Below are 21,316 nucleotides of genomic sequence, written 5' to 3'. Positions count from 1 at the left end.
TGTGGATCGTCCTTCAGACCAGGTTCCTGAAATTGACTGAAAGCCTTCTATTTCAAGGCTTTCAACCAACCAGCGCCTGTCCGCACCTTCGCCACGCCCGGAAGGAGAAACCCATGGGACAGCGTACGCCTCTCTATGACCTTCATCTCGCCCTCGGCGCGAAGATGGTCGATTTTGGCGGTTGGGATATGCCACTGCATTACGGCTCGCAGGTCGAGGAGCACCATCAGGTGCGTCGCGACTGTGGGGTTTTTGATGTGTCCCACATGACCGTGATCGATGTCAGCGGCCCCCAGGCAAAGGCCTGGCTCCAGTATTTACTGGCCAATGATGTCGAACGCCTGCACAACTGCGGCCGTGCCCTGTACAGCACCATGCTCAATGAGCGGGGCGGGGTGGTCGACGACATGATCGTCTATCGCCTGGAAGACTGTTACCGCCTGGTAGTGAACGCTGCCACTCGGGACCAGGACCTGGCCTGGATGCAGGCGCAAGTCGGCGACTATCAAGTGCAACTGCACGAGCGCAGCGAACTGGCGATGCTGGCCATCCAGGGCCCGCACGCTCGGCAGAAAATTGCCGAGCTGGTAACGCAGGCGCGCGGTGCACTGATCCAGCAACTCAAGCCCTTCGAAGGCCAGTACGACGGTGACTGGTTCATCGCCCGTACCGGCTATACCGGCGAAGACGGCCTGGAAATTGCCATTCCGGCCAGCCAGGCGCCGGGCTTTTTCAACGATCTGGTCGGTGCCGGCATTTCGCCCATCGGTCTCGGCGCGCGCGACACCTTGCGCCTTGAGGCGGGCATGAACCTTTATGGCCAGGACATCCACCAGGATGTTTCGCCACTGGCCTCGAACATGGCCTGGAGCATCGCCTGGGCACCGGCCACTCGTCAGTTCATCGGCCGGGCCGCGTTGGAGGCTGAGCTTGCCGCCGGCGTACAGCACAAACTGGTCGGCCTGGTACTCGAGGAACGTGGGGTTTTACGGGCGCACCAGGTGGTTCGTATCGCCGATGTTGGCGAAGGAGAGATCACCAGTGGTAGTTTCTCTCCTACGCTTAGCAAATCGATCGCCCTGGCGCGGGTGCCGATGGCTACCGCCGACCGCGCCGAAGTGGAAATCCGTGGCAAGTGGTACCCGGTCCGGGTGGTAAAACCGACCTTCGTGCGTCATGGCAAAACCTTGATCTAACTATTTCCGGCGGACCAATACCGCTGACATTTCTTCTTGAGGACACAGAACATGAGCGATATCCCTGCCGACCTGCGTTTTGCCGAAAGTCACGAATGGGCCCGTCTGGAAGCCGATGGCAGCGTGACCGTGGGCATCAGCGATCATGCCCAGGAAGCCTTGGGTGACGTGGTCTTCGTTGAGCTGACCGAAGTGGGCACTGCGTTCGGCGCTGGCGATCAGGCAGGCGTGGTGGAGTCGGTCAAGGCTGCCTCGGACATCTACTCCCCGGTTGCCGGCGAAGTGATCGCGATCAACGAAGAACTGAGCGCCAACCCCGAGCTGCTCAACTCCGACCCGTACGGTGCGTGGATCTTCAAGCTCAAGCCAAGCAACAGCGCCGACCTCGACAAATTGCTCGACGCGGCAGGCTACAAGGCGGCGATCGGCGAGTAATCGCGCCAACCTGTGGGGTGCATGCACAACCTGCAAGCACCCACAGGGTCATTTTTGTAGAACTGCTTTTACCGCCGCGACAACCCGCTCGACATCATCGGTGCTCATGCTCGTGAACATCGGCAGCGACACGATCAGCCGGCCAACCCGCTCGGCCACCGGGAACATCCCGTCCTTGAAACCGCGCTCGCGGTACAGACTCAGCAGATGAATCGGCGGGTAGTGATAGCCGACGCCAACTCCTAGTGCCTGCATCTTTTCCATGAACGTGGCCCGTGCCGGTTGGCCATCCGCACGTTCTGGCAGCACCAGCTGGAACAGGTGCCAGTTGCTCTGGGTGAAATCGGCCGGCGGTAGCTGTGCACCGTACCGGGCCTCGAAATCACCGCCAAAACACGCGAAGTAATGTTGCGCCAGCATGCGGCGATGGGCGGTGATCGCCTCGATCCCGGCAAACTGGCCCAGGCCGATGGCGGCGGCGACGTCGGTCATGTTGAACTTGCCACCCAGCACGTCCACGTCCAGGCCATCAAAACCGCTGCGGGTCACGCCTTGCAGACGGTACTTCTCGGCCAGCCGCGCTTCTTGCGCGTTGTTCAGCACCAGGCAGCCGCCCTCCGAGCAGGTGATGTTCTTGTTCGCCTGGAAACTGAACGACACGAAGTCCCCCGTCGCCCCGATGCGCTGCCCATTCCAGCTTGAGCCCAGCGCTTGGGCGGCATCCTCGACGATGCGCAGGCCGTGCTTGCGCGCAATGCCGTACAGGCGCTCCATGTCCAGCGGCAACCCGGCCAGGTACACCGGGATTATTGCCTTGGTGCGCGGGGTGATGGCGGCTTCCAGCTGGTCCAGGTCGATGTTGCGGGTGATCGGGTCGATGTCGGCGAACACCGGGGTGGCGCCGACTTCGAGAATCACGTTGGCCGTGGCCACCCACGAGATCGGTGTAGTGATCACTTCATCACCGGCGCCGATCCCGGCGATGCGCAAGGCGATCTCCATGGTGCAGGTGCCCGAGTTGAACGTACGCACCGGCCGTCCGCCGAAATACTCGGACAGCTGGGCTTCGAAGGCCTGGACCTTGGGCCCGCTGGTGATCCAGCCGGAGCGCAGGACATCGCCCACGGCGGCAATAGTGGCTTCATCAATGACGGGTTTGGAAAACGGCAGAAAAGGCTGTTGGCTCATGGCGATCTGGGGACCCGAGTGGCGGACGTGGGTGATGCGCTGCACAGAATGGCTCCGATTGGCCGAAGACACCATACCGTGCGCACAGGGCAGCTATGCTGCCAGAACCGAGTTGAACAGACGCTGAGCGCCATTCAAGAGAGAGCCCGTCATGTCCCAGTTGCCCAGCTTGAGCCAGTTACGCGATCCCAATGCCTTCCTGCGCCGCCACCTGGGGCCGGACGCCGCCGAGCAGCAGGCCATGCTCGACAGCCTCGGGCTTGGCAGCCGGGTCGAGTTGATCGAGCAGACGGTACCGCCGGGCATTCGCCTGAATCGACCGCTGGACCTGCCCCCGGCCCTGGACGAGCAGAGCGCCCTGGCCAAGCTGCGCGGTTATGCCGAACAGAATGAGGTCTGGACCAGCCTGATCGGCATGGGCTACCACGGCACCCTGACGCCCGCCGTGATCCTGCGTAATGTGCTGGAAAACCCCGGTTGGTATACGGCCTATACCCCGTACCAGCCGGAAATCGCCCAGGGCCGGCTCGAGGCGCTGCTCAATTTCCAGCAATTGACCATCGACCTGACAGGCCTGGAGCTGGCCAACGCGTCGCTGCTCGATGAAGCCACGGCGGCGGCGGAAGCCATGGCCCTGGCCAAGCGTGTGGCCAAGTCGAAAAGCAATCTGTTCTTCGTCGACGAAAACTGCCATCCGCAGACTATTTCCGTGGTGCAGACCCGGGCCGAGGGGTTTGGCTTCGAACTGATCGTCGACGCTGTGGATAACTTGCCCCGGCACCAGGTGTTTGGCGCGCTGCTGCAGTACCCCGACACCCACGGCGAGATTCGTGACCTGCGGCCCCTGATCGACCATCTGCACGCCCAGCAGGCCCTGGCCTGCGTGGCTGCCGACCTGCTGAGCCTGTTGTTGCTGACCCCGCCCGGTGAAATGGGCGCCGACGTGGTGTTCGGTTCGTCCCAGCGCTTTGGCGTGCCCATGGGCTATGGCGGCCCGCATGCGGCGTTTTTCGCCAGCCGTGACGAATACAAGCGGGCGATTCCCGGGCGCATCATCGGTGTCTCGAAAGACGCCCGGGGCAATGTTGCCCTACGCATGGCCCTGCAAACCCGCGAGCAACATATCCGCCGCGAGAAGGCCAATTCGAACATCTGCACCGCCCAGGTGCTGCTGGCCAATATTGCCAGCTTCTATGCGGTCTACCACGGCCCGCAGGGCCTCAAGCGCATTGCGCAACGGGTGCACCGCCTGACGTGCATCCTCGCCGCCGGCCTTGAGCGCAACGGCATTACCCGGCTCAACCAGCGGTTTTTCGACACCCTGACCCTGGAAGTCGGCGGCAGCCAGACGGCAATCATCGAATCGGCCAAGGCGGAGCAGATCAACCTGCGGATTCTCGGTCGCGGCCAGGTCGGCCTGAGCCTCGACGAAAGCTGCGACGAAAGCACGGTGGCGAAGCTGTTCGACGTGTTCCTCGGTGCCGACCATGGACTGCAGGTGGCCGAACTGGATGGGCAGGCGCTGGCCTCGGGCATCCCGGCAAGGTTGCTGCGCACCAGTGGTTACTTGCGCCACCCGGTGTTCAACGCGCACCACAGCGAAACCGAGATGCTGCGCTACCTCAAGCAACTGGAGAACAAGGACCTGGCGCTTAACCAGTCGATGATCCCGCTGGGCTCCTGCACCATGAAACTCAACGCCACCAGCGAGATGATCCCCATCACCTGGCCAGGTTTCGCCAACCTGCACCCCTTTGCCCCGAAAGAGCAGGCGGCGGGCTACGGGTTGATGATCGGCGAGCTGGAGCGCTGGTTGTGTGCGATCACCGGTTTCGATGCGATCTGCATGCAGCCCAACTCCGGCGCCCAGGGCGAATATGCCGGGTTGTTGGCGATCCGCAAATATCACGAAAGCCGTCAGCAGGGTGCGCGCGATATCTGCCTGATCCCGGCATCGGCCCATGGCACCAACCCGGCGTCGGCGCAGATGGCCGGGATGCAGGTGGTGATCGTCGAGTGTGACGCTGCCGGCAACGTCGACCTTGAAGACTTGAAGAACAAAGCCGCAGCGGCCGCTGACAAGCTGGCTTGCCTGATGGCCACCTACCCCTCGACCCATGGGGTGTACGAGGAGGGCATCAGCGCGATCTGCGAAGTTATCCACAGCCACGGCGGCCAGGTGTACATGGACGGCGCCAACCTCAACGCGCAGGTCGGGCTGGCGCGGCCGGCGGATATCGGTGCCGATGTGTCCCACATGAATCTGCACAAGACCTTCTGCATTCCCCACGGCGGCGGCGGGCCGGGGATGGGGCCGATTGGCGTGCGCGCGCACCTGGCGCCGTTCGTGGCCAATCACCCGGTAGTGCCGCTGGATGGTCCGGACCCGAAGAACACTGCAGTCAGCGCCGCGCCCTGGGGCAGTGCAAGCATCCTGCCGATCAGTTGGATGTACATTGCAATGATGGGCCCGCAACTGGCCGATGCCAGCGAAGTGGCGATCCTGTCGGCCAACTACCTGGCCGAACACCTGTCTGGCGCCTTCCCGGTGCTGTTCAGTGGGCGTAACGGGCGGGTGGCCCACGAATGTATCCTTGATCTGCGACCGCTCAAGGCCCAGACCGGGATCAGTGAAGAGGACGTGGCCAAGCGTCTTATGGACTACGGCTTCCATGCGCCGACCATGTCGTTCCCGGTGGCGGGGACCTTGATGGTCGAGCCCACCGAAAGTGAGTCCAAGGCGGAGCTGGACCGTTTTATCGGTGCGATGTTGAGTATCCGCGCGGAAATTACCGAAGTGCAGAACGGCAACTGGCCGGCCGACGACAACCCGCTGAAGCGCTCGCCCCATACCCTGGCGGACGTTACCGGGGTCTGGGAGCGGCCCTACAGCATTGAACAGGCGGTGACCCCGGATGCCCACACCCGGGCGCACAAGTACTGGCCGACGGTGAATCGGGTGGACAACGTCTACGGCGATCGCAATCTATTCTGTGCCTGCGTGCCGCTGGATGAGTATCGATAAGGGCTGATTGCCAGGCAAAAAAATGCCGCTCGAACGAGCGGCATTTTGCTTTCGACAACGAGTTACTGTTGCGCGAGGGTGTTGTTGGCCAGGATCGCGTTGGCCAATTCCATGTCGGTGGCCTGTAGGCCCGGGTTGTCGGCACGGACTTTTTGCAGCGCCGACTCGAGGAACGGGCCACGAATGTTGCCATCACTGGCCACGAAGCTCCCGGCGTCGTCCTGGGCGGCAAGCACCATCTTGTGGTCCTTGGAGGTCAGGTAGGTGGAAGCGGTGGTCGCCCCCGAGGAGATGACATTGCGCCAGAAAGTATCGGCCATAGCGGACCCGGCAGACAGGGAGAGCAGGGCAAGGGTAGCGGCAGCTAGTTTTACACGCATAAGTAAGTTGACTCCAATGGGATAAATGACTGGCGGTTATGATCGGAAAACCGCAACTGAGTTCCGTGACGCTAATCAACCTGCTCAATCAGGATCGCCATCCCATCAAGGTCCACTGCATGTGCTCTGGTCCCCTCCTGGGTGTCGGGCCTCCTGGCCACGCAGGCAATAAAGGTACAGGCCCGAGTCTAGTGGCGCGGGCTTGCAGCAGACACGCTTTACTTTGCTTCAGTTTGTGGCGTGACCCGCAGCACTTCTTCGACGGTGGTCAAGCCTTGCGCGACCTTTTCCGCACCCGCCAGGCGCAGGCTGCGCATGCCGTCCCGGGCGGCCTGGCGGCGGATGGCCGGCAGGTCGCTGTCGGCGCCGATCAGGGCCTTGAGACTAGCGCTCAGTAGCATGATTTCGTAGACCCCGACGCGGCCGCGATAGCCGCTGTCGCGGCACTCCAGGCAACCGACGGCGTGGCACGCCTGGTGGGGCATAGGCACGTGACTGGGTTGGTTCAGGCTGTGCCAGGTGTCGGCGTCCAGGGCCAGCGGTGCCTTGCAGTGCGGGCACAGGGTGCGCACCAGGCGCTGGGCCATGACGCCGAGCACGGTGGCCTTGATCAGATAGGGCGCGATACCCAGTTCCAGCAGACGGCTGATGGCGCTTGGCGCATCGGTGGTGTGCAGGGTCGATAGCACCAAGTGTCCAGTGAGCGCCGCCTGGATGGCCATCTCGGCGGTTTCCAGGTCGCGGATTTCACCGATCATGATGATGTCCGGGTCCTGGCGCATCAGGGCGCGTACGCCGCTGGCAAAACTCAGGTCAATGTTGTGCTGGACCTGCATCTGATTGAACGCCGGCTCGAGCATCTCGATCGGGTCCTCGATGGTGCAGAGGTTGATCTCGGGTGTCGCGAGTTGCTTGAGGGTGGTGTAGAGCGTGGTGGTCTTGCCCGAGCCGGTGGGTCCGGTGACCAGGATGATGCCATTGGGCTGGCGGGTCATGTCCTGCCAGCGGCGCAGGTCGTCGGCGCCAAAGCCCAGTTGATCGAAGTCCTGGAGCAGCACCTGGGGGTCGAAGATGCGCATCACCAGTTTTTCACCGAAGGCGGTGGGCAGCGTCGACAGGCGCAATTCCACTTCACCGCCTTCTGGCGCCCTGGTCTTGACCCGGCCGTCCTGGGGTTTGCGTTTTTCGGCGACGTTCATCCGTCCCAGGTTTTTCAGGCGACTGACCATTGCCAGGGTGACCTGCGGCGGGAACTGGTAGACGTTGTGCAGCACGCCGTCGATGCGAAAGCGCACGGTGCCTTGTTCGCGCCGCGGTTCGATGTGGATATCGCTGGCGCGTTGCTGGAAGGCGTACTGGAACAACCAGTCGACGATGTTGACGATGTGCGCGTCATTGGCGTCGGGCTCCTGGTTACTGGCGCCGAGGTTGAGCAGTTGTTCGAAGTTGCCCTGAGGGGTGGGAGGCTGATCCCCATGGCTGGCGCCGATGACCGATTTGGCCAGGCGATAGAACTCCACACAATAGCGCCGGATCTCCAGCGGATTGGCCACCACGCGCCTGATTGGCAGTTGCAGGACATGGCTCAGGTCGGCTTCCCAGCTGCGCACGTAGGGCTGCGCGCTGGCCACAGTGACAGCCTCGCGGTCGATTGCCAGCGCCAGAATTGCGTGGCGTTGGGCAAAGGCATAGGACATTAACGGGGTGATGCGCGCGACGTGGATTTTCAACGGGTCGATGCGCACATAGGGCTGGCCGGCCTGCTGCGCCAGCCATTGGGTCAAGCGTTCGAGGTCCAGCGGCTGACCGCCGTGCAGGGAGTCGGCCAGGTGTTGGTCGGCGAGTAGCTCCAAGGGGTGCAACTGATGGTTGGCGGCGCTGCGGCGTGCGCTCAGAGCCTGTTCGGCCGCGGCCTGGCCGATCACGCCTTGAGCGATCAGGTCACGCAGCAATTGATTGAAATCCAGCCAGCGATCCTGGGGGGCGAATTGAACGGACATCCGGACTCCTTGGGTAATAACCCTGCACTCGGCGCTGTCGATCGCTGTGTCGGCAGCTCTGAATGCCAAGCCTAGTCCCCGTGCGGGCCGTCCGTTCGAGCCTGGCCCGATCAAGCGTTGCGAGGTTTTACCGCGAGCCTCAGCCTGCCGCCTGTACCGGTGCAAGCCATTGTGAATCAGCCGGTTGCAACTGGACCGAGCAGACGCTGATCAAGTTACGTAGTTTTTCTGCGAGCACCTCGGCGCGGTGCCAGCTCAGGCCGTCGATCACGATATCGAGGGACAGCAAATCATTCTCGCGGGTCATGTGGACGGCTTGTGGCAGTAGCAACTGCAGGGCAAACAGGTTCAGTGCCCGGCACAACAGGTCGGGTTCGGCTTCGGCGAGCACCTGGTAGTGCACGCAGCAGTGGGCGTTGCCGGCATGCCAGGCATCGGCGCGGCTAGGGGTGGTGCTGACGGCTTCGAGTGGGGGCATGGTAGGTCTCCAGATCAATGGAGGAATTTTTACATTCGAAGCCGGGTATTTCTTATCTATGATGGGGCATATTGGCTTGATATCGAATCAAGCAATTCATCAATTACGTATTCAAGGGTTTTTTTATGCACAGTGAGCTGGACGTCTATGACCGCCGCATCCTCGCGCTATTGCAAGAGGACGCCTCGCTGTCCAGCGCGCAGATTGCCGAGCAGGTCGGTTTATCGCAGTCACCTTGCTGGCGCAGGATCCAGCGGATGAAGGAGGAGGGGGTGATTCGCGGGCAGGTGACGCTGCTTGACCGCAAGAAGATTGGCCTCAACACGCAGATCTTCGCCGAGGTCAAACTCAACGCTCACGGGCGCTCCAACTTCACCGAATTCACCGAGGCGATTCGCGGTTTTCCCGAGGTGCTGGAGTGTTATGTGCTGATGGGCGCGGTAGATTTCCTGCTGCGCATCGTCACCGCCGACATTGAGGCCTACGAGCGCTTCTTCTTCGAGAAGCTGTCGATGGTGCCGGGGATCCAGGAAGTGAACTCGATCGTGGCCTTATCGCAGATCAAGTCGACGACCAGTTTGCCGGTGTTGCGGGGGTAAAGATTTTTGGTGAATGTGCGGGCCTCATCGCGAGCCGGCCGCAAGCGGGCGGCTCGCGATGACGGTGTTACATGCGCAACAGCATTTTCCACGCACGGTTCTGATACACCGCGATCGCCTGCTGCTTGCGTGCGTCCAGCGCTTCGTCGGTGATTGGCTCGTTGGCCAGTTGCGCCAGTTTGTTCAATTCACCGTACAGGCGATCCATTTCCGGGATGTCCAGCACCGCGCGGGCATGGTGCAACCAGGCCTGGATGCGCTCGATGCGCGGCAGTTGCTCGGCGAGGTCTTCGGGTTGTTGCTGGTAGCGTTGCAATTGCAGCGAAGTGGCTTCTTCACCCAGCAGGCGCGGCAACCAGTTACCCAGTTGCGCGGCGCCCTGGCGATTGCCGCGGGTGTTGCGCTCGGCAGTCCAGGTGCGGGCCAGCAGCCAGCGCGAGGCGTTCAGCGAGAACTGGCCCCAGCGCGGATCTTCGAGTTCTTCGAGGAACTGTTCCGGTGCGGCCTTGCGCACGTCTTCGTCGTCCTGGCCGAACTGCACCAGCGGACGCCAGTCTTCGAGCAAGGCATCCAGGGCCACACGCAGGTCGTGGGTCGACTGACGCGGGGCGGCCTGGCCCAGGCTGCCGATCAGGGCGCGCAGTTCGGCGAGGCTCTCGACCCAGTCTTGCAGCAAGCGCCAGTGACCATTGAAGCGATACTGCTCGGCCAGGCGCTGGCTGCTACCCAGCAGGTACCAGCCCAGCGCGGCGAAGGCGTCGTCCAGCGGCAGTTCGAAGCTCAGTTGCGGGGCCGGCAGGCTCAGCGAATAGCTGTGGGCGTCGAACAGGCGATAGCCACGTTCAGCCTTGCTGATGTCGCACGGCATCAGTGCCAGGGTCGCGGCCAGCTCGGCGGCCAGTTCCAGCAATGCAGCCGGCTCGCCTTCGCGCAGTTCCAGCTCCAGTTCGCAGATTTCTTCTTTCTGTTTGCCGACTACCACGTGGCCGAGGTCCAGGGCGGCTTCGATGACCACCTTGGCCTTGCCGCGACCCCAGGCGATTTCGGCGCGCTCGCGGACGAAGTCGGTGGTGAAGATCGGCTTGAGGGTTTTTTTGTCCAGTTCTGCCAGCTCTTCAGGCCAGCATTCGCCGTCGAGTTTTTTCACGTCGAGCTTGGCTTTGGCCAGGCTCCAGTCGTATTCGTTACGCTCGGACAGGCCGGCGATGCTCTGGCCACGGGTCTTGAGGGTCTGAATCACTTCTTCGCCGTCGCGGCGCAGGCGCAGGGCAACCTTGGCACGGGCCAGGTCACGCTCTGGCGTGTCGAAGTACTGGTTCATCAACTCACGGCGTTCCCAGCCACTTTTGTTGCGTTTTTTCAGTAACGGGTGCTCGCGCAGGGCGGCGAGGGTTTCGCGGCTGACGCGGAGTTTGATTTCGGTTTCTTTCTGCATGGCCGGAAAATCCAGGATCGGGAGCGCAGCCGGGGAAATGTGTGGCTGCCAAGGTCGTGCAGTGTACAGCACTCACTAAACCTGCGCGCCGCGACGGTTTATTCCGGTGACCGGATGGTTCTATGATGGACTTCAATCCGGGAGTTGGAGTCAGCGATGCCTTTGCCATCCATGAAAGACCAGTTCGCTGCACTGATCGCCGCGCCGTCCGTCAGTTGCACTCAAGCTCACCTGGATCAGAGCAATCGGCCGGTCATTGATTTGCTGGCCACCTGGCTCGGCGACCTGGGTTTTGCCTGTGACATCCAGCAGGTCAGCCCCGGCAAATTCAACCTGCTGGCCACCTTCGGCACCGGCCCTGGCGGCCTGGTGCTGGCCGGGCACAGCGATACGGTGCCGTTCGACGGTGCGCTGTGGCAGACCGACCCGCTGAAACTCACCGAAGTCGACGGCCGCTGGGTCGGCCTGGGCAGCTGCGACATGAAAGGCTTTTTTGCCCTGGCCATCGAAGCCGTGCTGCCGTTGCTCGACCAGCCGTTCAAGCAACCGCTGATGATTCTTGCCACCTGCGACGAAGAAAGCTCGATGTCCGGTGCCCGCGCGCTGGCGGCGGCCGGCAAACCCTTGGGCCGGGCGGCGGTGATCGGTGAGCCGACGGGGCTCAAGCCGATCCGCCTGCACAAGGGAGTGATGATGGAGCGCATCGACATCCTCGGGCAAAGCGGTCACTCCTCCGACCCGCGCCTGGGTCACAGCGCCCTGGAAGCCATGCACGATGCGATGGGCGAGCTGCGCGGCTTGCGTCTGCTGTGGCAACGCGAGTTCCGCAACCCGCAGTTCAGCGTGCCGCAACCGACCCTCAACTTTGGCTGCATCCATGGTGGCGACAACCCGAATCGCATCTGTGGCCAGTGCTCCCTGGAGTTCGACCTGCGGCCCTTGCCCGGCATGGACCCCAACGCCCTGCGCGATGCCATTCGACAGAAGTTGGGACCGGTCGCCGAACGTCATCAGGTGAAGATCGACTACGCACCGTTGTTCCCCGAAGTGCCGCCATTTGAGCAGGCGCAAGATTCGGAACTGGTGCAGGTGGCTGAAAGACTCACCGGGCATAGCGCCGAAGCAGTGGCGTTCGGCACTGAAGCGCCTTATCTTCAGCGCCTGGGTTGCGAAACCCTGGTGCTCGGTCCTGGCGATATCGCCTGCGCCCATCAGCCGGGGGAATACCTGGAAATGTCACGTTTGACGCCTACCGTGCATCTATTACGGCAACTGATCGAACATTACTGCCTGACCCCGGCTTGAATCCCGGGGCCAACCACCCGTATTCATGAGGAGAGCGCGCGTGTCGCCAAGCCTGTTCCGACGATAACCACCAGCCCGCTGTGCGTTTTGCTTCGTCCTTTTTTCGGCTGTTATTTATTACAGGTGCAGGTGTTATGCCCGAATACGTCAACTGGCTTCGTCACGCTTCCCCTTACATCAACGCTCACCGCGATTGCACCTTTGTCGTCATGCTGCCCGGCGACGGCGTCGAGCATGCGAACTTCGGCAACATCGTCCACGACCTGGTGCTGCTGCACAGCCTCGGGGTACGCCTGGTGCTGGTACACGGTTCGCGCCCGCAAATCGAAACCCGCCTCGCCGCGCGCGGCCTGACCCCGCATTACCACCACGGGATGCGCATTACCGATGCCGCGACCCTGGAATGTGTGATCGATGCCGTGGGCCAGTTGCGCATCGCCATCGAGGCCCGACTGTCGATGGACATGGCGTCCTCGCCGATGCAGGGCTCGCGCCTGCGGGTAGCCAGCGGCAACCTGGTGACGGCACGGCCGATCGGCGTGCTCGAGGGGGTCGACTATCACCACACCGGCGAAGTGCGCCGGGTCGACCGCAAGGGCATCAACCGCCTACTGGATGAGCGCTCCATCGTGCTGCTGTCACCGTTGGGCTACTCACCCACCGGAGAAATCTTCAACCTGGCCTGCGAAGACGTCGCTACCCGCGCCGCCATTGACCTGGGGGCCGACAAGCTACTGCTGTTCGGCGCCGAAACGGGGCTGATCGATGAACACGGTCGTCTGGTCCGTGAACTGCGCCCGCAACAGGTACCGGCTCACCTGTTACGCCTGGGTGCCAACTACCAGGCCGAACTGCTGGACGCTGCCGCGCAAGCCTGCAGCGCCGGTGTCGGTCGCAGCCACATCGTCAGTTATGCCGAAGATGGCGCGCTGCTCACTGAACTGTTCACCCGTGATGGTGGCGGTACGCTGGTGGCCCAGGAGCAGTTCGAACTGCTGCGCGAGGCGGCCATCGAAGACGTCGGTGGTTTGCTGGATTTGATCAGCCCGCTGGAAGAGCAGGGGATCCTGGTGCGTCGCTCGCGCGAAGTGCTGGAACGCGAGATCGAGCAGTTCAGCGTGGTCGAGCGCGAAGGGATGATCATTGCCTGTGCGGCCTTGTATCAGATTGCCGACTCGGATGCCGGCGAGCTGGCGTGCCTGGCCGTGAACCCGGAATACCGGCACGGCCGGCGTGGTGATGAACTGCTGGAACGGATCGAAAGCCGGGCCCGGGCCCAAGGCCTCAAGACCCTGTTTGTCCTCACTACGCGCACTGCGCACTGGTTCCGCGAGCGTGGTTTTGTGCCGAGCAGCGTTGAGCGCCTGCCGTCGGCGCGGGCCTCGCTGTACAACTACCAACGCAATTCGAAAATCTTCGAAAAAGCCCTCTGATCCCCCCGCTGATGCCCCGGCTTTTGTTGACAAAGGTCGGGGCTGACGGCTGCCGTGTGCCCGAGTGAGAAAATATTTCACTCGATACACAAACTGTAACAATTCCCTTGGATGATGCGCGCTTCGCCCAATGAAGTCGCGTTTTTGATCGTGATTGACGATTGATTAAGGTCTATTCAGACAAACGATCTAAGGGCACTCCGATAAATACCTTTTAGGAATTACACACTTTGTCGCTACCCTGCGTCGCTTCGGCGAGTGTGGATTTGCTATATTCCCGAATCGTATGAAAAACGATGAAATAATTCTTTTTGGGTTTATCAAAAATTCATTAACCTGAACAGACCGAATCATGCGGTTAGACCTTGGTCGTAGACATGCCTTGTTACGATTGACTTGGCGGTCACGCTCTGGCGCTAATCGCGCATCTGTGGATCCGGGGCATCAGACCCTGGACCAAGAAACACAAAAATTAGAAACGAGAGGAGTGAAACATGAACAAGTCCACCTTGGCCCTGGCAGTGGCCGTAGGGGTTGTCGCGCAGCAGGCAGGCGCCGCCGGTTTTATCGAAGACAGCAAGGCCACCCTGGGCCTGCGTAACTTCTACATCAACACCGATAACCGCGACAACAACACCAAAGCCGCTGGTGCACAGAACAAGCAGGAAGAATGGGGCCAAGGCTTCGATCTGCGCTTCACCTCGGGTTACACCCAGGGCACCGTGGGCTTCGGTCTGGATGCCATCGGCCTGGTGGGCGTGAAGCTGGACTCCGGCGGCGGCACCAACGGCGCCACCGCAACTTCCTACGGCGGCACTGTGTTCCCGAGCAAGTCCAACGGTGAAGCCGTGGACAACTTCTCGAGCCTGGGCCTGACCGCCAAGGCGAAGATCTCCCAGACCGAACTGAAACTCGGCACCCTGCAGCCAAAACTGCCGGTGATCGTGACCAACGACGGTCGCCTGCTGCCGCAAACCTTCCAGGGCGGCCAGATCACCACCAACGAGATCAAGGACCTGACCCTGGTCGGTGGCCAGATCGAGCACGCCAAAGGTCGTAACTCCAGCAACAACGAAGAACTGTCGATTGCTGGCGCCAACAGCCCAACTGCTTCGGGTCGCGACAGCAACAAGTTCATCTACGGCGGCGGTGACTACAAGATCACCAAGGACCTGACCGCACAGTACTACTACGGCAACCTGGACGATTTCTACAAGCAACACTTCCTGGGCCTGGTACACAACTGGGCAATCGGCCCGGGCGTGCTGAAGTCGGACTTCCGTTACTTCAACAGCCGCGATGACGGTGCCAACGGCAACGATCCGGCCTACTACACCACCGGTGACTACGGCACTGGCATCACCAAGGGCAAGGTCGACAACAACCTGTTCAGCGGCTTGCTGCTGTACACGGTATCCGGTCACACCTTCGGTGGCGGTTACCAGGTCAGCAACGGCGACAGCGATTTCCCTTGGCTGAACCAGGGTGATGGCTCGTCGGCTTACCTGACTACCGACATGCAGATTGCCAAGTTTGCCCGTGCTGGCGAACGTACCTGGCAAGCTCGCTACTCCTATGACTTCGCTCAAGTGGGCGCACCTGGCCTGACCGCGGGTATCGTCTACCTGCGTGGCGACGACATCGACACCTCGGGTAACGTCGGCACCAGCAAACCACAGACCAAAGTCAACGCCACTGGCGCCAGCGAGTGGGAACGCGACCTGACCGTGGCTTACGTGATTCCGCAGGGCCCGCTGAAGAACCTGGGTCTGACCTGGAAAAACGCCATGTGGCGCAACGACATCCCGGGTCAACGCGACCAGGATGAAAACCGCCTGATCGTCAGCTACTCGATCCCGCTGTTGTAACAGCGCTCGCCAGACTGATAAAAAAAGCCCCGCCAGGCATTGCGCCTGGCGGGGCTTTTGTTTGCCGGCAGACCCACCCCCGTGTGCCCGCCAGCTTCCCTCTTTACAGCAACTCAAGGCCTTCTCGAACCTTGGGCAGCAGCGTGGTCGCTGCGGGCGCGGGCGTCCAGTGAACAGATATTTAATATTCTTTACAGTTATAAATAAATCGATATTTATTCTTTTTAATTAGAAAAAATTCTAGGCACAGTGGGCTCATTCCGCACTCATCAGGAGCAGCACCATGAGCCTCAGACTGGGCGACATCGCCCCCGATTTCGAACAGGATTCCAACGCCGGCACCATTCGCTTCCACGAGTGGCTGGGCGATAGCTGGGGCGTGCTGTTTTCCCATCCGGCGGACTTCACACCGGTGTGCACCACGGAGCTGGGGTTTACCGCCAAGCTCAAGGATCAATTTGCCCAGCGCGGGGTCAAGGCCATTGCCCTGTCTGTCGACCCGGTGGACTCACACCACCGCTGGATCGAAGACATCAACGAAACCCAGGACACCCTGGTCAACTTCCCGATCCTGGCGGACGCCGATCGCAAGGTCTCGGACCTCTACGACCTGATCCACCCGAACGCCAACGACACCCTGACCGTGCGCTCGCTGTTCGTGATCGACCCGAACAAGAAGGTTCGGCTGACCATCACCTATCCGGCCAGCACCGGGCGCAACTTCAACGAAATCCTGCGGGTGATCGACTCGCTGCAACTCACCGACCATTACAAGGTGGCCACGCCGGCCAACTGGCAGGACGGTGACGAAGTGGTGATTGTGCCCTCGCTCAAGGACGAAGCAGAGATCGCCCAGCGCTTTCCCAAAGGTTACCGCGCGGTGAAGCCGTACCTGCGCCTGACGCCGCAGCCTAATCGGTAATTCGCCAGCTCTCGTGGCGCGCCTTATAAACCCATCGCGGGCAAGCGGAACGCCGCCCGGCCCGCTCCCACAATGCATCGCACATAACCTGTGGGAGCGGGCTTGCCCGCGAAGGGGCCGGACCAATCACCGTAAGCATCCGCCGGAACCAGAATCACAATGCAGGGGTTTTCAGGCCGTTTCGACGGCCTTTTTTTATGCCCGGGTAAAGGCAGTCTTGCATATTCATTTTGAGTATAAACAAATGAATAAATATGATTTATAGATATATGAATCACCTGTTAAGGTCACTTCATCACCGCGAGATCGCAAGCTGCGAATCGCCCACTACATGCAAGGAATCAAGGTAATGCTGGTCGTCTCACTCGGAGGAAGTCCCAGCCAACGCTCCCGTTCCGGAGTGCTGCTGGATCGCTCCCAGCGCTGGTTGCAACAACAGGGTGTGGAAGTGGTGAGTTACCAGGTACGGGACTTCCCGGCCGAAGACTTGCTGCATGCCCGCTTCGACAGCCCGAAGGTGATCGACCTGCTGCAACAGATTGCCAATGCTGATGGCCTGCTGATCGCCACGCCGGTCTACAAGGCGTCCTTTTCGGGCGCACTGAAAACCGTGCTGGACCTGCTGCCTGAGCGCGCCCTGAGCCACAAGGTGGTATTGCCAATGGCTACGGGCGGCAGTATCGCCCACATGCTGGCGGTGGATTACGCCCTCAAGCCGGTGCTGTCGGCGCTCAAGGCCCAGGAAATGCTGCATGGCATCTTTGCCGAAGACAACCAGATCGCCTATGGCGAAGGCAGTGCCCAGGCGAAGTTGGCACCGGAGCTGGAGCAACGGTTGAACGAGGCCCTGGAGCAGTTTTTCAGCGCCATGGCCCGCCGTCCGAAGCCGCTCGATCCACACCTGTTGAATGAACGTTTGTTGAGTGCTCGCTGGAGCATTTGAGCCCTACCCGAAGTTTGAAGTACTGGCCTTACTCGCCCGCTAACGGGCAAGCAGGTGCAGCCACAACCCCACTGCAAAAAGGAGAGCGCCATGCGCCCTGTCATTTTGCGTCGCGGTCTGGTCGCTCTGTTTGCTGCGGCTGTGTCCTTCGGCGCCATTACTCAAGCTCAGGCCGAGACGTTACGTATCGGCTATCAGAAATACGGCACCCTGGTGCTGCTCAAAGCCAAGGGCACCCTGGAGAAAAGCCTCGCCGCCCAAGGCGTCGACGTGCAATGGACCGAATTCCCCGGTGGCCCGCAACTGCTCGAAGGCTTGAACGTCGGCTCCATTGACTTCGGCGTGACCGGCGAGACCCCGCCTGTGTTCGCCCAGGCTGCCGGTGCCGATCTGCTCTATGTCGCCTACGAGCCGCCCGCTCCCCGCAGTGAAGCGATCCTGGTGCCGAAGGACTCGGCGATCAAATCGGTACAGGACCTCAAGGGCAAGAAAGTCGTGCTCAACAAGGGCTCCAACGTGCACTACCTGCTGGTGCGCGCCCTGGAAGACGCCGGCCTCAAATACAGCGACATCCAGACCGTATTCCTGCCCCCAGCCGATGCCCGTGCGGCATTCGAGCGTGGCAGCGTCGACGCCTGGGTGATCTGGGACCCGTACCAGGCTGCCGCCGAACAGCAACTGCAGGCACGCACCCTGCGTGATGGCAAAGGCATCGTCGACAACCACCAATTCTACCTGGCCACCAAGCCTTACGCCGAGCAGCACCCGGCCGTGATCAAGACCCTGGTGGATGAAGTCCGTGCCGTCGGTGAGTGGTCCCAGGCCAACCCGGAGGATGTGACCAAGCAGGTGGCGCCACTGCTCGGCCTACCCGCCGACATCACCCTGACCTCGGTGAAACGCCAGGGCTACGGTGCGCACTTCCTGACGCCGGAAGTGGTCGCGGCGCAGCAGAAAATCGCCGACAGCTTCTACCAGCTCAAGTTGATCCCTAAACCCTTGAGCATCAAAGACGTGATCTGGACGCCGCCGGCGACCGTTGCCAAAACCCAGTAACCCGACTTTCCAAGGAGACCACTCCATGAGCCTTAATATTTTCTGGTTCCTGCCTACCCACGGCGACGGCCATTACCTTGGCACCGCCGAAGGCGCGCGCGCCGTTGACCATGGCTACCTGCAACAAGTCGCCCAGGCGGCGGATCGCCTGGGTTTCGGCGGGGTGTTGATCCCTACCGGACGCTCCTGCGAAGACTCGTGGCTGGTGGCGGCCTCGCTGATCCCGGTGACCCAGCGCCTGAAGTTCCTGGTCGCCCTGCGCCCAGGGATCATTTCGCCGACGGTGGCGGCGCGTCAGGCGGCGACCCTGGATCGGTTGTCCGGGGGCCGGGCGCTGTTCAACCTGGTGACCGGCGGTGACCCGGAAGAGTTGGCGGGCGATGGCTTGTTCCTCAGTCACGAAGAGCGTTATCAGGCCAGCGTGGAATTCACCCGGATCTGGCGCCGCGTGCTGGAAGGCGAAACCGTCGATTACGACGGACAACACATCAGCGTCAAAGGCGCCAAATTGCTCTATCCGCCGATCCAGCAACCACGTCCACCGCTGTACTTCGGCGGCTCTTCCGAAGCGGCGCAGGACCTGGCGGCCGAGCAGGTTGAAATGGTCTTGACCTGGGGCGAGCCACCGGCCGCGGTTGCCGAGAAAATCGCGCAAGTGCGGGAGAAGGCAGCCAAGCTGGGCCGTACCGTACGCTTCGGCATTCGCCTGCACGTGATCGTGCGCGAAACCAATGACGAAGCCTGGCAGGCCGCGGACCGGCTGATTTCCCATCTGGATGACGACACTATTGCCCGGGCCCAGGCATCGTTGGCGCGCTTTGACTCGGTGGGCCAGCAACGCATGGCTGCGCTGCACGGTGGCAGCCGCGACAACCTGGAAGTCAGCCCGAACCTGTGGGCCGGTGTCGGCCTGGTCCGTGGTGGTGCCGGCACGGCGCTGGTCGGCGATGGCCCGACCGTGGCGGCACGGGTCAAGGAGTACGCGGACCTGGGCATCGACACCTTCATCTTCTCCGGTTATCCACACCTGGAAGAGTCGTACCGGGTGGCCGAACTGCTGTTCCCGCACCTCGACATCGAACGTCCCGAGTTGCCAAAAACGGGCGGTTACGTCAGTCCGTTCGGTGAAATGGTCGCCAACGACATTCTTCCCAAAGCCGCGTCCCAGAGCTGAGGCGCGCCATGAAGAAGCAAACCCTTATCCACAGTCTCGCGCCCTGGGCCCTGCCGGTGCTGTTGCTGGCGGTGTGGCAGTTGTCGGTGTCGGCGGGCTGGTTGTCGACGCGGATTCTGCCGGCTCCGATCGCGGTGATCGAGGCGGGCGTGAGCCTGGTGCAAAGCGGCGAAATCTGGAAACACCTGGCCATCAGCGGCTGGCGTGCTGGCCTCGGATTTGTCATCGGCGGCGGCATCGGCCTGGTGCTGGGTTTCATCACCGGCCTGTCAAAGTGGGGTGAACGCCTGCTCGACAGTTCGGTGCAGATGATCCGCAACGTGCCGCATCTGGCGCTGATTCCGCTGGTGATCCTGTGGTTCGGCATCGACGAGTCGGCGAAGATTTTCCTGGTGGCCCTGGGCACGTTGTTCCCGATCTACCTCAATACCTACCACGGCATTCGTAACGTCGACCCGGCGCTGGTGGAAATGGCGCGCAGCTATGGCTTGAGCGGTTTCAGCCTGTTTCGCCAGGTGATTCTGCCGGGTGCGTTGCCGTCGATTCTGGTGGGGGTGCGTTTTGCCCTGGGCTTCATGTGGTTGACGCTGATCGTGGCCGAAACCATCTCGGCCAGCTCCGGCATTGGCTACCTGGCGATGAATGCCCGGGAGTTCCTGCAGACCGACGTGGTGGTGCTGGCGATTGTGCTCTATGCGGTACTCGGCAAATTGGCCGACCTCGCGGCCCGAGGCCTGGAACGGGTGTGGCTGCGCTGGCATCCGGCCTATCAAGTGGCCAAGGGAGATGTTGCATGACGGCTCAACAACCGCCGCGCCTGCTGCGCGGGATTCCCCTGGTGGTGCGCAAGCTGCAAAAGACCTTTGGTGCGCGGCAAGTGCTGCGCGACATCGACCTGCATATTCCGGCCGGTCAGTTCGTCGCGGTGGTCGGTCGTAGCGGCTGCGGCAAAAGCACTTTGCTGCGCTTGCTCGCCGGCCTCGACCAGCCAACGGACGGACAATTGCTGGCGGGCTCGGCAGCGCTCAGCGAGGCCCGGGAGGACACCCGGCTGATGTTCCAGGAGGCGCGTTTGCTGCCCTGGAAAAAGGTCATCGACAACGTCGGTCTCGGCCTCAAGGGCAACTGGCGCCAGCAGGCCCTGGATGCCCTGGAGGCGGTGGGCCTGGCCGACCGCGCCGATGAGTGGCCGGCGGCATTGTCCGGCGGGCAGAAACAACGGGTGGCCCTGGCCCGGGCACTGATCCACCAGCCGCGCCTGCTGTTGCTCGATGAGCCGCTGGGTGCCCTGGACGCCCTGACCCGGATTGAAATGCAGCAACTGATTGAGCGCCTGTGGCAGCAGCATGGTTTTACCGTGTTGCTGGTGACCCACGATGTCAGCGAAGCCGTGGCGATTGCCGACCGGGTGCTGCTGATCGAAGAGGGCGAGATTGGCCTGGACCTGCACGTCGAGTTGCCGCGCCCTCGGGTTCGCGGTTCACATCGACTGGCAGCGCTGGAAACCGAAGTGCTCAACCGAGTGTTGGCCCTGCCGGGCGTACCGCCCGAGCCGGAACCTGTTTCACCCTTGCCCACGCAATTGCGCTGGGCTCAATAACTCATCGTTCTTCCCACGACAGGAATCACCCTCATGACTATCAAAGCCATCAACGTTCGCAACCAGTTCAAAGGCACCATCAAGGAAATCGTCGAAGGCGATGTGTTGTCGGAAATCGACGTGCAAACCGCTTCCGGTATCGTCACCTCGGTGATCACCACCCGCTCGGTCAAGGAGCTGGAACTGGTGATCGGCAGCGAAGTGATCGCCTTCGTAAAGTCCACCGAGGTCTCGATCGCCAAGTTGTAAGCCGTGCGCTACGAACAACCCCGAAGGGTG

At 61.7% G+C, this 21,316-nt stretch carries 19 protein-coding genes; 14 read left to right on the top strand and 5 right to left on the bottom strand.

Annotated features, from left to right (window positions below; all coding sequences use genetic code 11):
* Positions 1-113: 113 nt before the first annotated feature.
* Positions 114-1,196, top strand: a complete 1,083-nt coding sequence (gene gcvT / locus CKW24_RS01335) for a glycine cleavage system aminomethyltransferase GcvT (RefSeq protein ID WP_095164718.1) — start codon at positions 114-116, stop codon at positions 1,194-1,196.
* Positions 1,197-1,247: 51 nt separating this feature from the next.
* Positions 1,248-1,631, top strand: a complete 384-nt coding sequence (gene gcvH, locus CKW24_RS01330; protein WP_095164716.1) for a glycine cleavage system protein GcvH — start codon at positions 1,248-1,250, stop codon at positions 1,629-1,631.
* A 48-nt stretch (positions 1,632-1,679) separates the two neighbouring features.
* On the opposite strand, the gene CKW24_RS01325 is transcribed toward gcvH, so the two are convergent.
* Positions 1,680-2,819 (bottom strand): DegT/DnrJ/EryC1/StrS aminotransferase family protein, encoded by a 1,140-nt coding sequence (locus CKW24_RS01325; protein WP_095165194.1) that lies wholly within the window; start codon positions 2,817-2,819, stop codon positions 1,680-1,682.
* A gap of 151 nt (positions 2,820-2,970) precedes the next feature.
* On the opposite strand from CKW24_RS01325, the gene gcvP reads away from it, so the two are divergent.
* On the top strand, positions 2,971-5,844 hold the full coding sequence (gene gcvP / locus CKW24_RS01320) for an aminomethyl-transferring glycine dehydrogenase (protein ID WP_095164714.1): 2,874 nt from the start codon (positions 2,971-2,973) through the stop codon (positions 5,842-5,844).
* 62 nt (positions 5,845-5,906) lie between these two features.
* Here gcvP and CKW24_RS01315 read toward each other — a convergent pair whose 3' ends face one another.
* From CKW24_RS01315 to CKW24_RS01305, 3 genes are all read right to left on the bottom strand, one after another.
* Positions 5,907-6,224: a DUF2388 domain-containing protein gene (locus CKW24_RS01315; protein ID WP_095164712.1), complete on the bottom strand. Its 318-nt coding sequence runs from the start codon at positions 6,222-6,224 to the stop codon at positions 5,907-5,909.
* Positions 6,225-6,442: 218 nt separating this feature from the next.
* Positions 6,443-8,224: a GspE/PulE family protein gene (locus CKW24_RS01310; protein WP_095164710.1), complete on the bottom strand. Its 1,782-nt coding sequence runs from the start codon at positions 8,222-8,224 to the stop codon at positions 6,443-6,445.
* 139 nt (positions 8,225-8,363) lie between these two features.
* Positions 8,364-8,702, bottom strand: a complete 339-nt coding sequence (locus CKW24_RS01305; RefSeq protein ID WP_095164708.1) for a hypothetical protein — start codon at positions 8,700-8,702, stop codon at positions 8,364-8,366.
* 125 nt (positions 8,703-8,827) lie between these two features.
* Here CKW24_RS01305 and CKW24_RS01300 point away from each other — a divergent pair, with 125 nt between their 5' ends.
* Positions 8,828-9,301, top strand: coding sequence for an Lrp/AsnC family transcriptional regulator (locus tag CKW24_RS01300; protein WP_095164706.1), 474 nt, complete (start codon positions 8,828-8,830; stop codon positions 9,299-9,301).
* A 67-nt stretch (positions 9,302-9,368) separates the two neighbouring features.
* Here the strand turns inward: CKW24_RS01300 and CKW24_RS01295 are convergent, their stop codons facing one another.
* Complete coding sequence (locus tag CKW24_RS01295; protein WP_095164705.1) at positions 9,369-10,736, bottom strand: inorganic triphosphatase; 1,368 nt, start codon at positions 10,734-10,736, stop codon at positions 9,369-9,371.
* A 156-nt stretch (positions 10,737-10,892) separates the two neighbouring features.
* Between CKW24_RS01295 and argE the strand changes: the two genes are divergently transcribed.
* The 10 genes from argE (at position 10,893) to CKW24_RS01245 (ending at position 21,286) form a co-directional block, all read left to right on the top strand.
* Positions 10,893-12,041 carry an acetylornithine deacetylase gene (gene argE / locus CKW24_RS01290; protein WP_095164704.1) on the top strand — a complete coding sequence of 383 codons (1,149 nt, stop codon included), beginning with the start codon at positions 10,893-10,895 and terminating at the stop codon, positions 12,039-12,041.
* Positions 12,042-12,175: 134 nt separating this feature from the next.
* Complete coding sequence (gene argA / locus CKW24_RS01285; RefSeq protein ID WP_095164703.1) at positions 12,176-13,474, top strand: amino-acid N-acetyltransferase; 1,299 nt, start codon at positions 12,176-12,178, stop codon at positions 13,472-13,474.
* 494 nt (positions 13,475-13,968) lie between these two features.
* On the top strand, positions 13,969-15,342 hold the full coding sequence (locus CKW24_RS01280; protein WP_095164702.1) for an OprD family porin: 1,374 nt from the start codon (positions 13,969-13,971) through the stop codon (positions 15,340-15,342).
* A 283-nt stretch (positions 15,343-15,625) separates the two neighbouring features.
* The gene (locus CKW24_RS01275; RefSeq protein ID WP_095164701.1) at positions 15,626-16,264 is read left to right on the top strand and encodes a peroxiredoxin; all 639 of its coding nucleotides are present in this window, start codon (positions 15,626-15,628) and stop codon (positions 16,262-16,264) included.
* A gap of 349 nt (positions 16,265-16,613) precedes the next feature.
* Positions 16,614-17,207: an NADPH-dependent FMN reductase gene (gene ssuE, locus CKW24_RS01270; protein WP_095164700.1), complete on the top strand. Its 594-nt coding sequence runs from the start codon at positions 16,614-16,616 to the stop codon at positions 17,205-17,207.
* Positions 17,208-17,297: 90 nt separating this feature from the next.
* On the top strand, positions 17,298-18,263 hold the full coding sequence (locus CKW24_RS01265) for a sulfonate ABC transporter substrate-binding protein (RefSeq protein ID WP_095164699.1): 966 nt from the start codon (positions 17,298-17,300) through the stop codon (positions 18,261-18,263).
* Positions 18,264-18,288: 25 nt separating this feature from the next.
* Entirely contained in the window at positions 18,289-19,437 is a 1,149-nt protein-coding gene (gene ssuD, locus CKW24_RS01260; protein WP_095164698.1) for an FMNH2-dependent alkanesulfonate monooxygenase, read from the top strand.
* A gap of 8 nt (positions 19,438-19,445) precedes the next feature.
* On the top strand, positions 19,446-20,234 hold the full coding sequence (ssuC, locus tag CKW24_RS01255) for an aliphatic sulfonate ABC transporter permease SsuC (protein ID WP_095164697.1): 789 nt from the start codon (positions 19,446-19,448) through the stop codon (positions 20,232-20,234).
* Positions 20,231-21,037, top strand: coding sequence for an aliphatic sulfonates ABC transporter ATP-binding protein (gene ssuB / locus CKW24_RS01250; RefSeq protein ID WP_095164696.1), 807 nt, complete (start codon positions 20,231-20,233; stop codon positions 21,035-21,037). Before ssuC ends, ssuB begins: the two co-directional genes overlap by 4 nt.
* Before the next feature lie 33 nt (positions 21,038-21,070).
* Complete coding sequence (locus tag CKW24_RS01245) at positions 21,071-21,286, top strand: molybdopterin-binding protein (RefSeq protein ID WP_003213899.1); 216 nt, start codon at positions 21,071-21,073, stop codon at positions 21,284-21,286.
* Positions 21,287-21,316 lie beyond the last annotated feature (30 nt).

It is taken from the genome of Pseudomonas sp. Irchel 3H3 (assembly GCF_900187635.1).
Taxonomy (GTDB): Bacteria; Pseudomonadota; Gammaproteobacteria; order Pseudomonadales; family Pseudomonadaceae; genus Aquipseudomonas.
The sequence above is the reverse complement of the archived record's forward strand: the minus strand, read 5'-3'. Positions and strand labels throughout refer to the sequence as shown.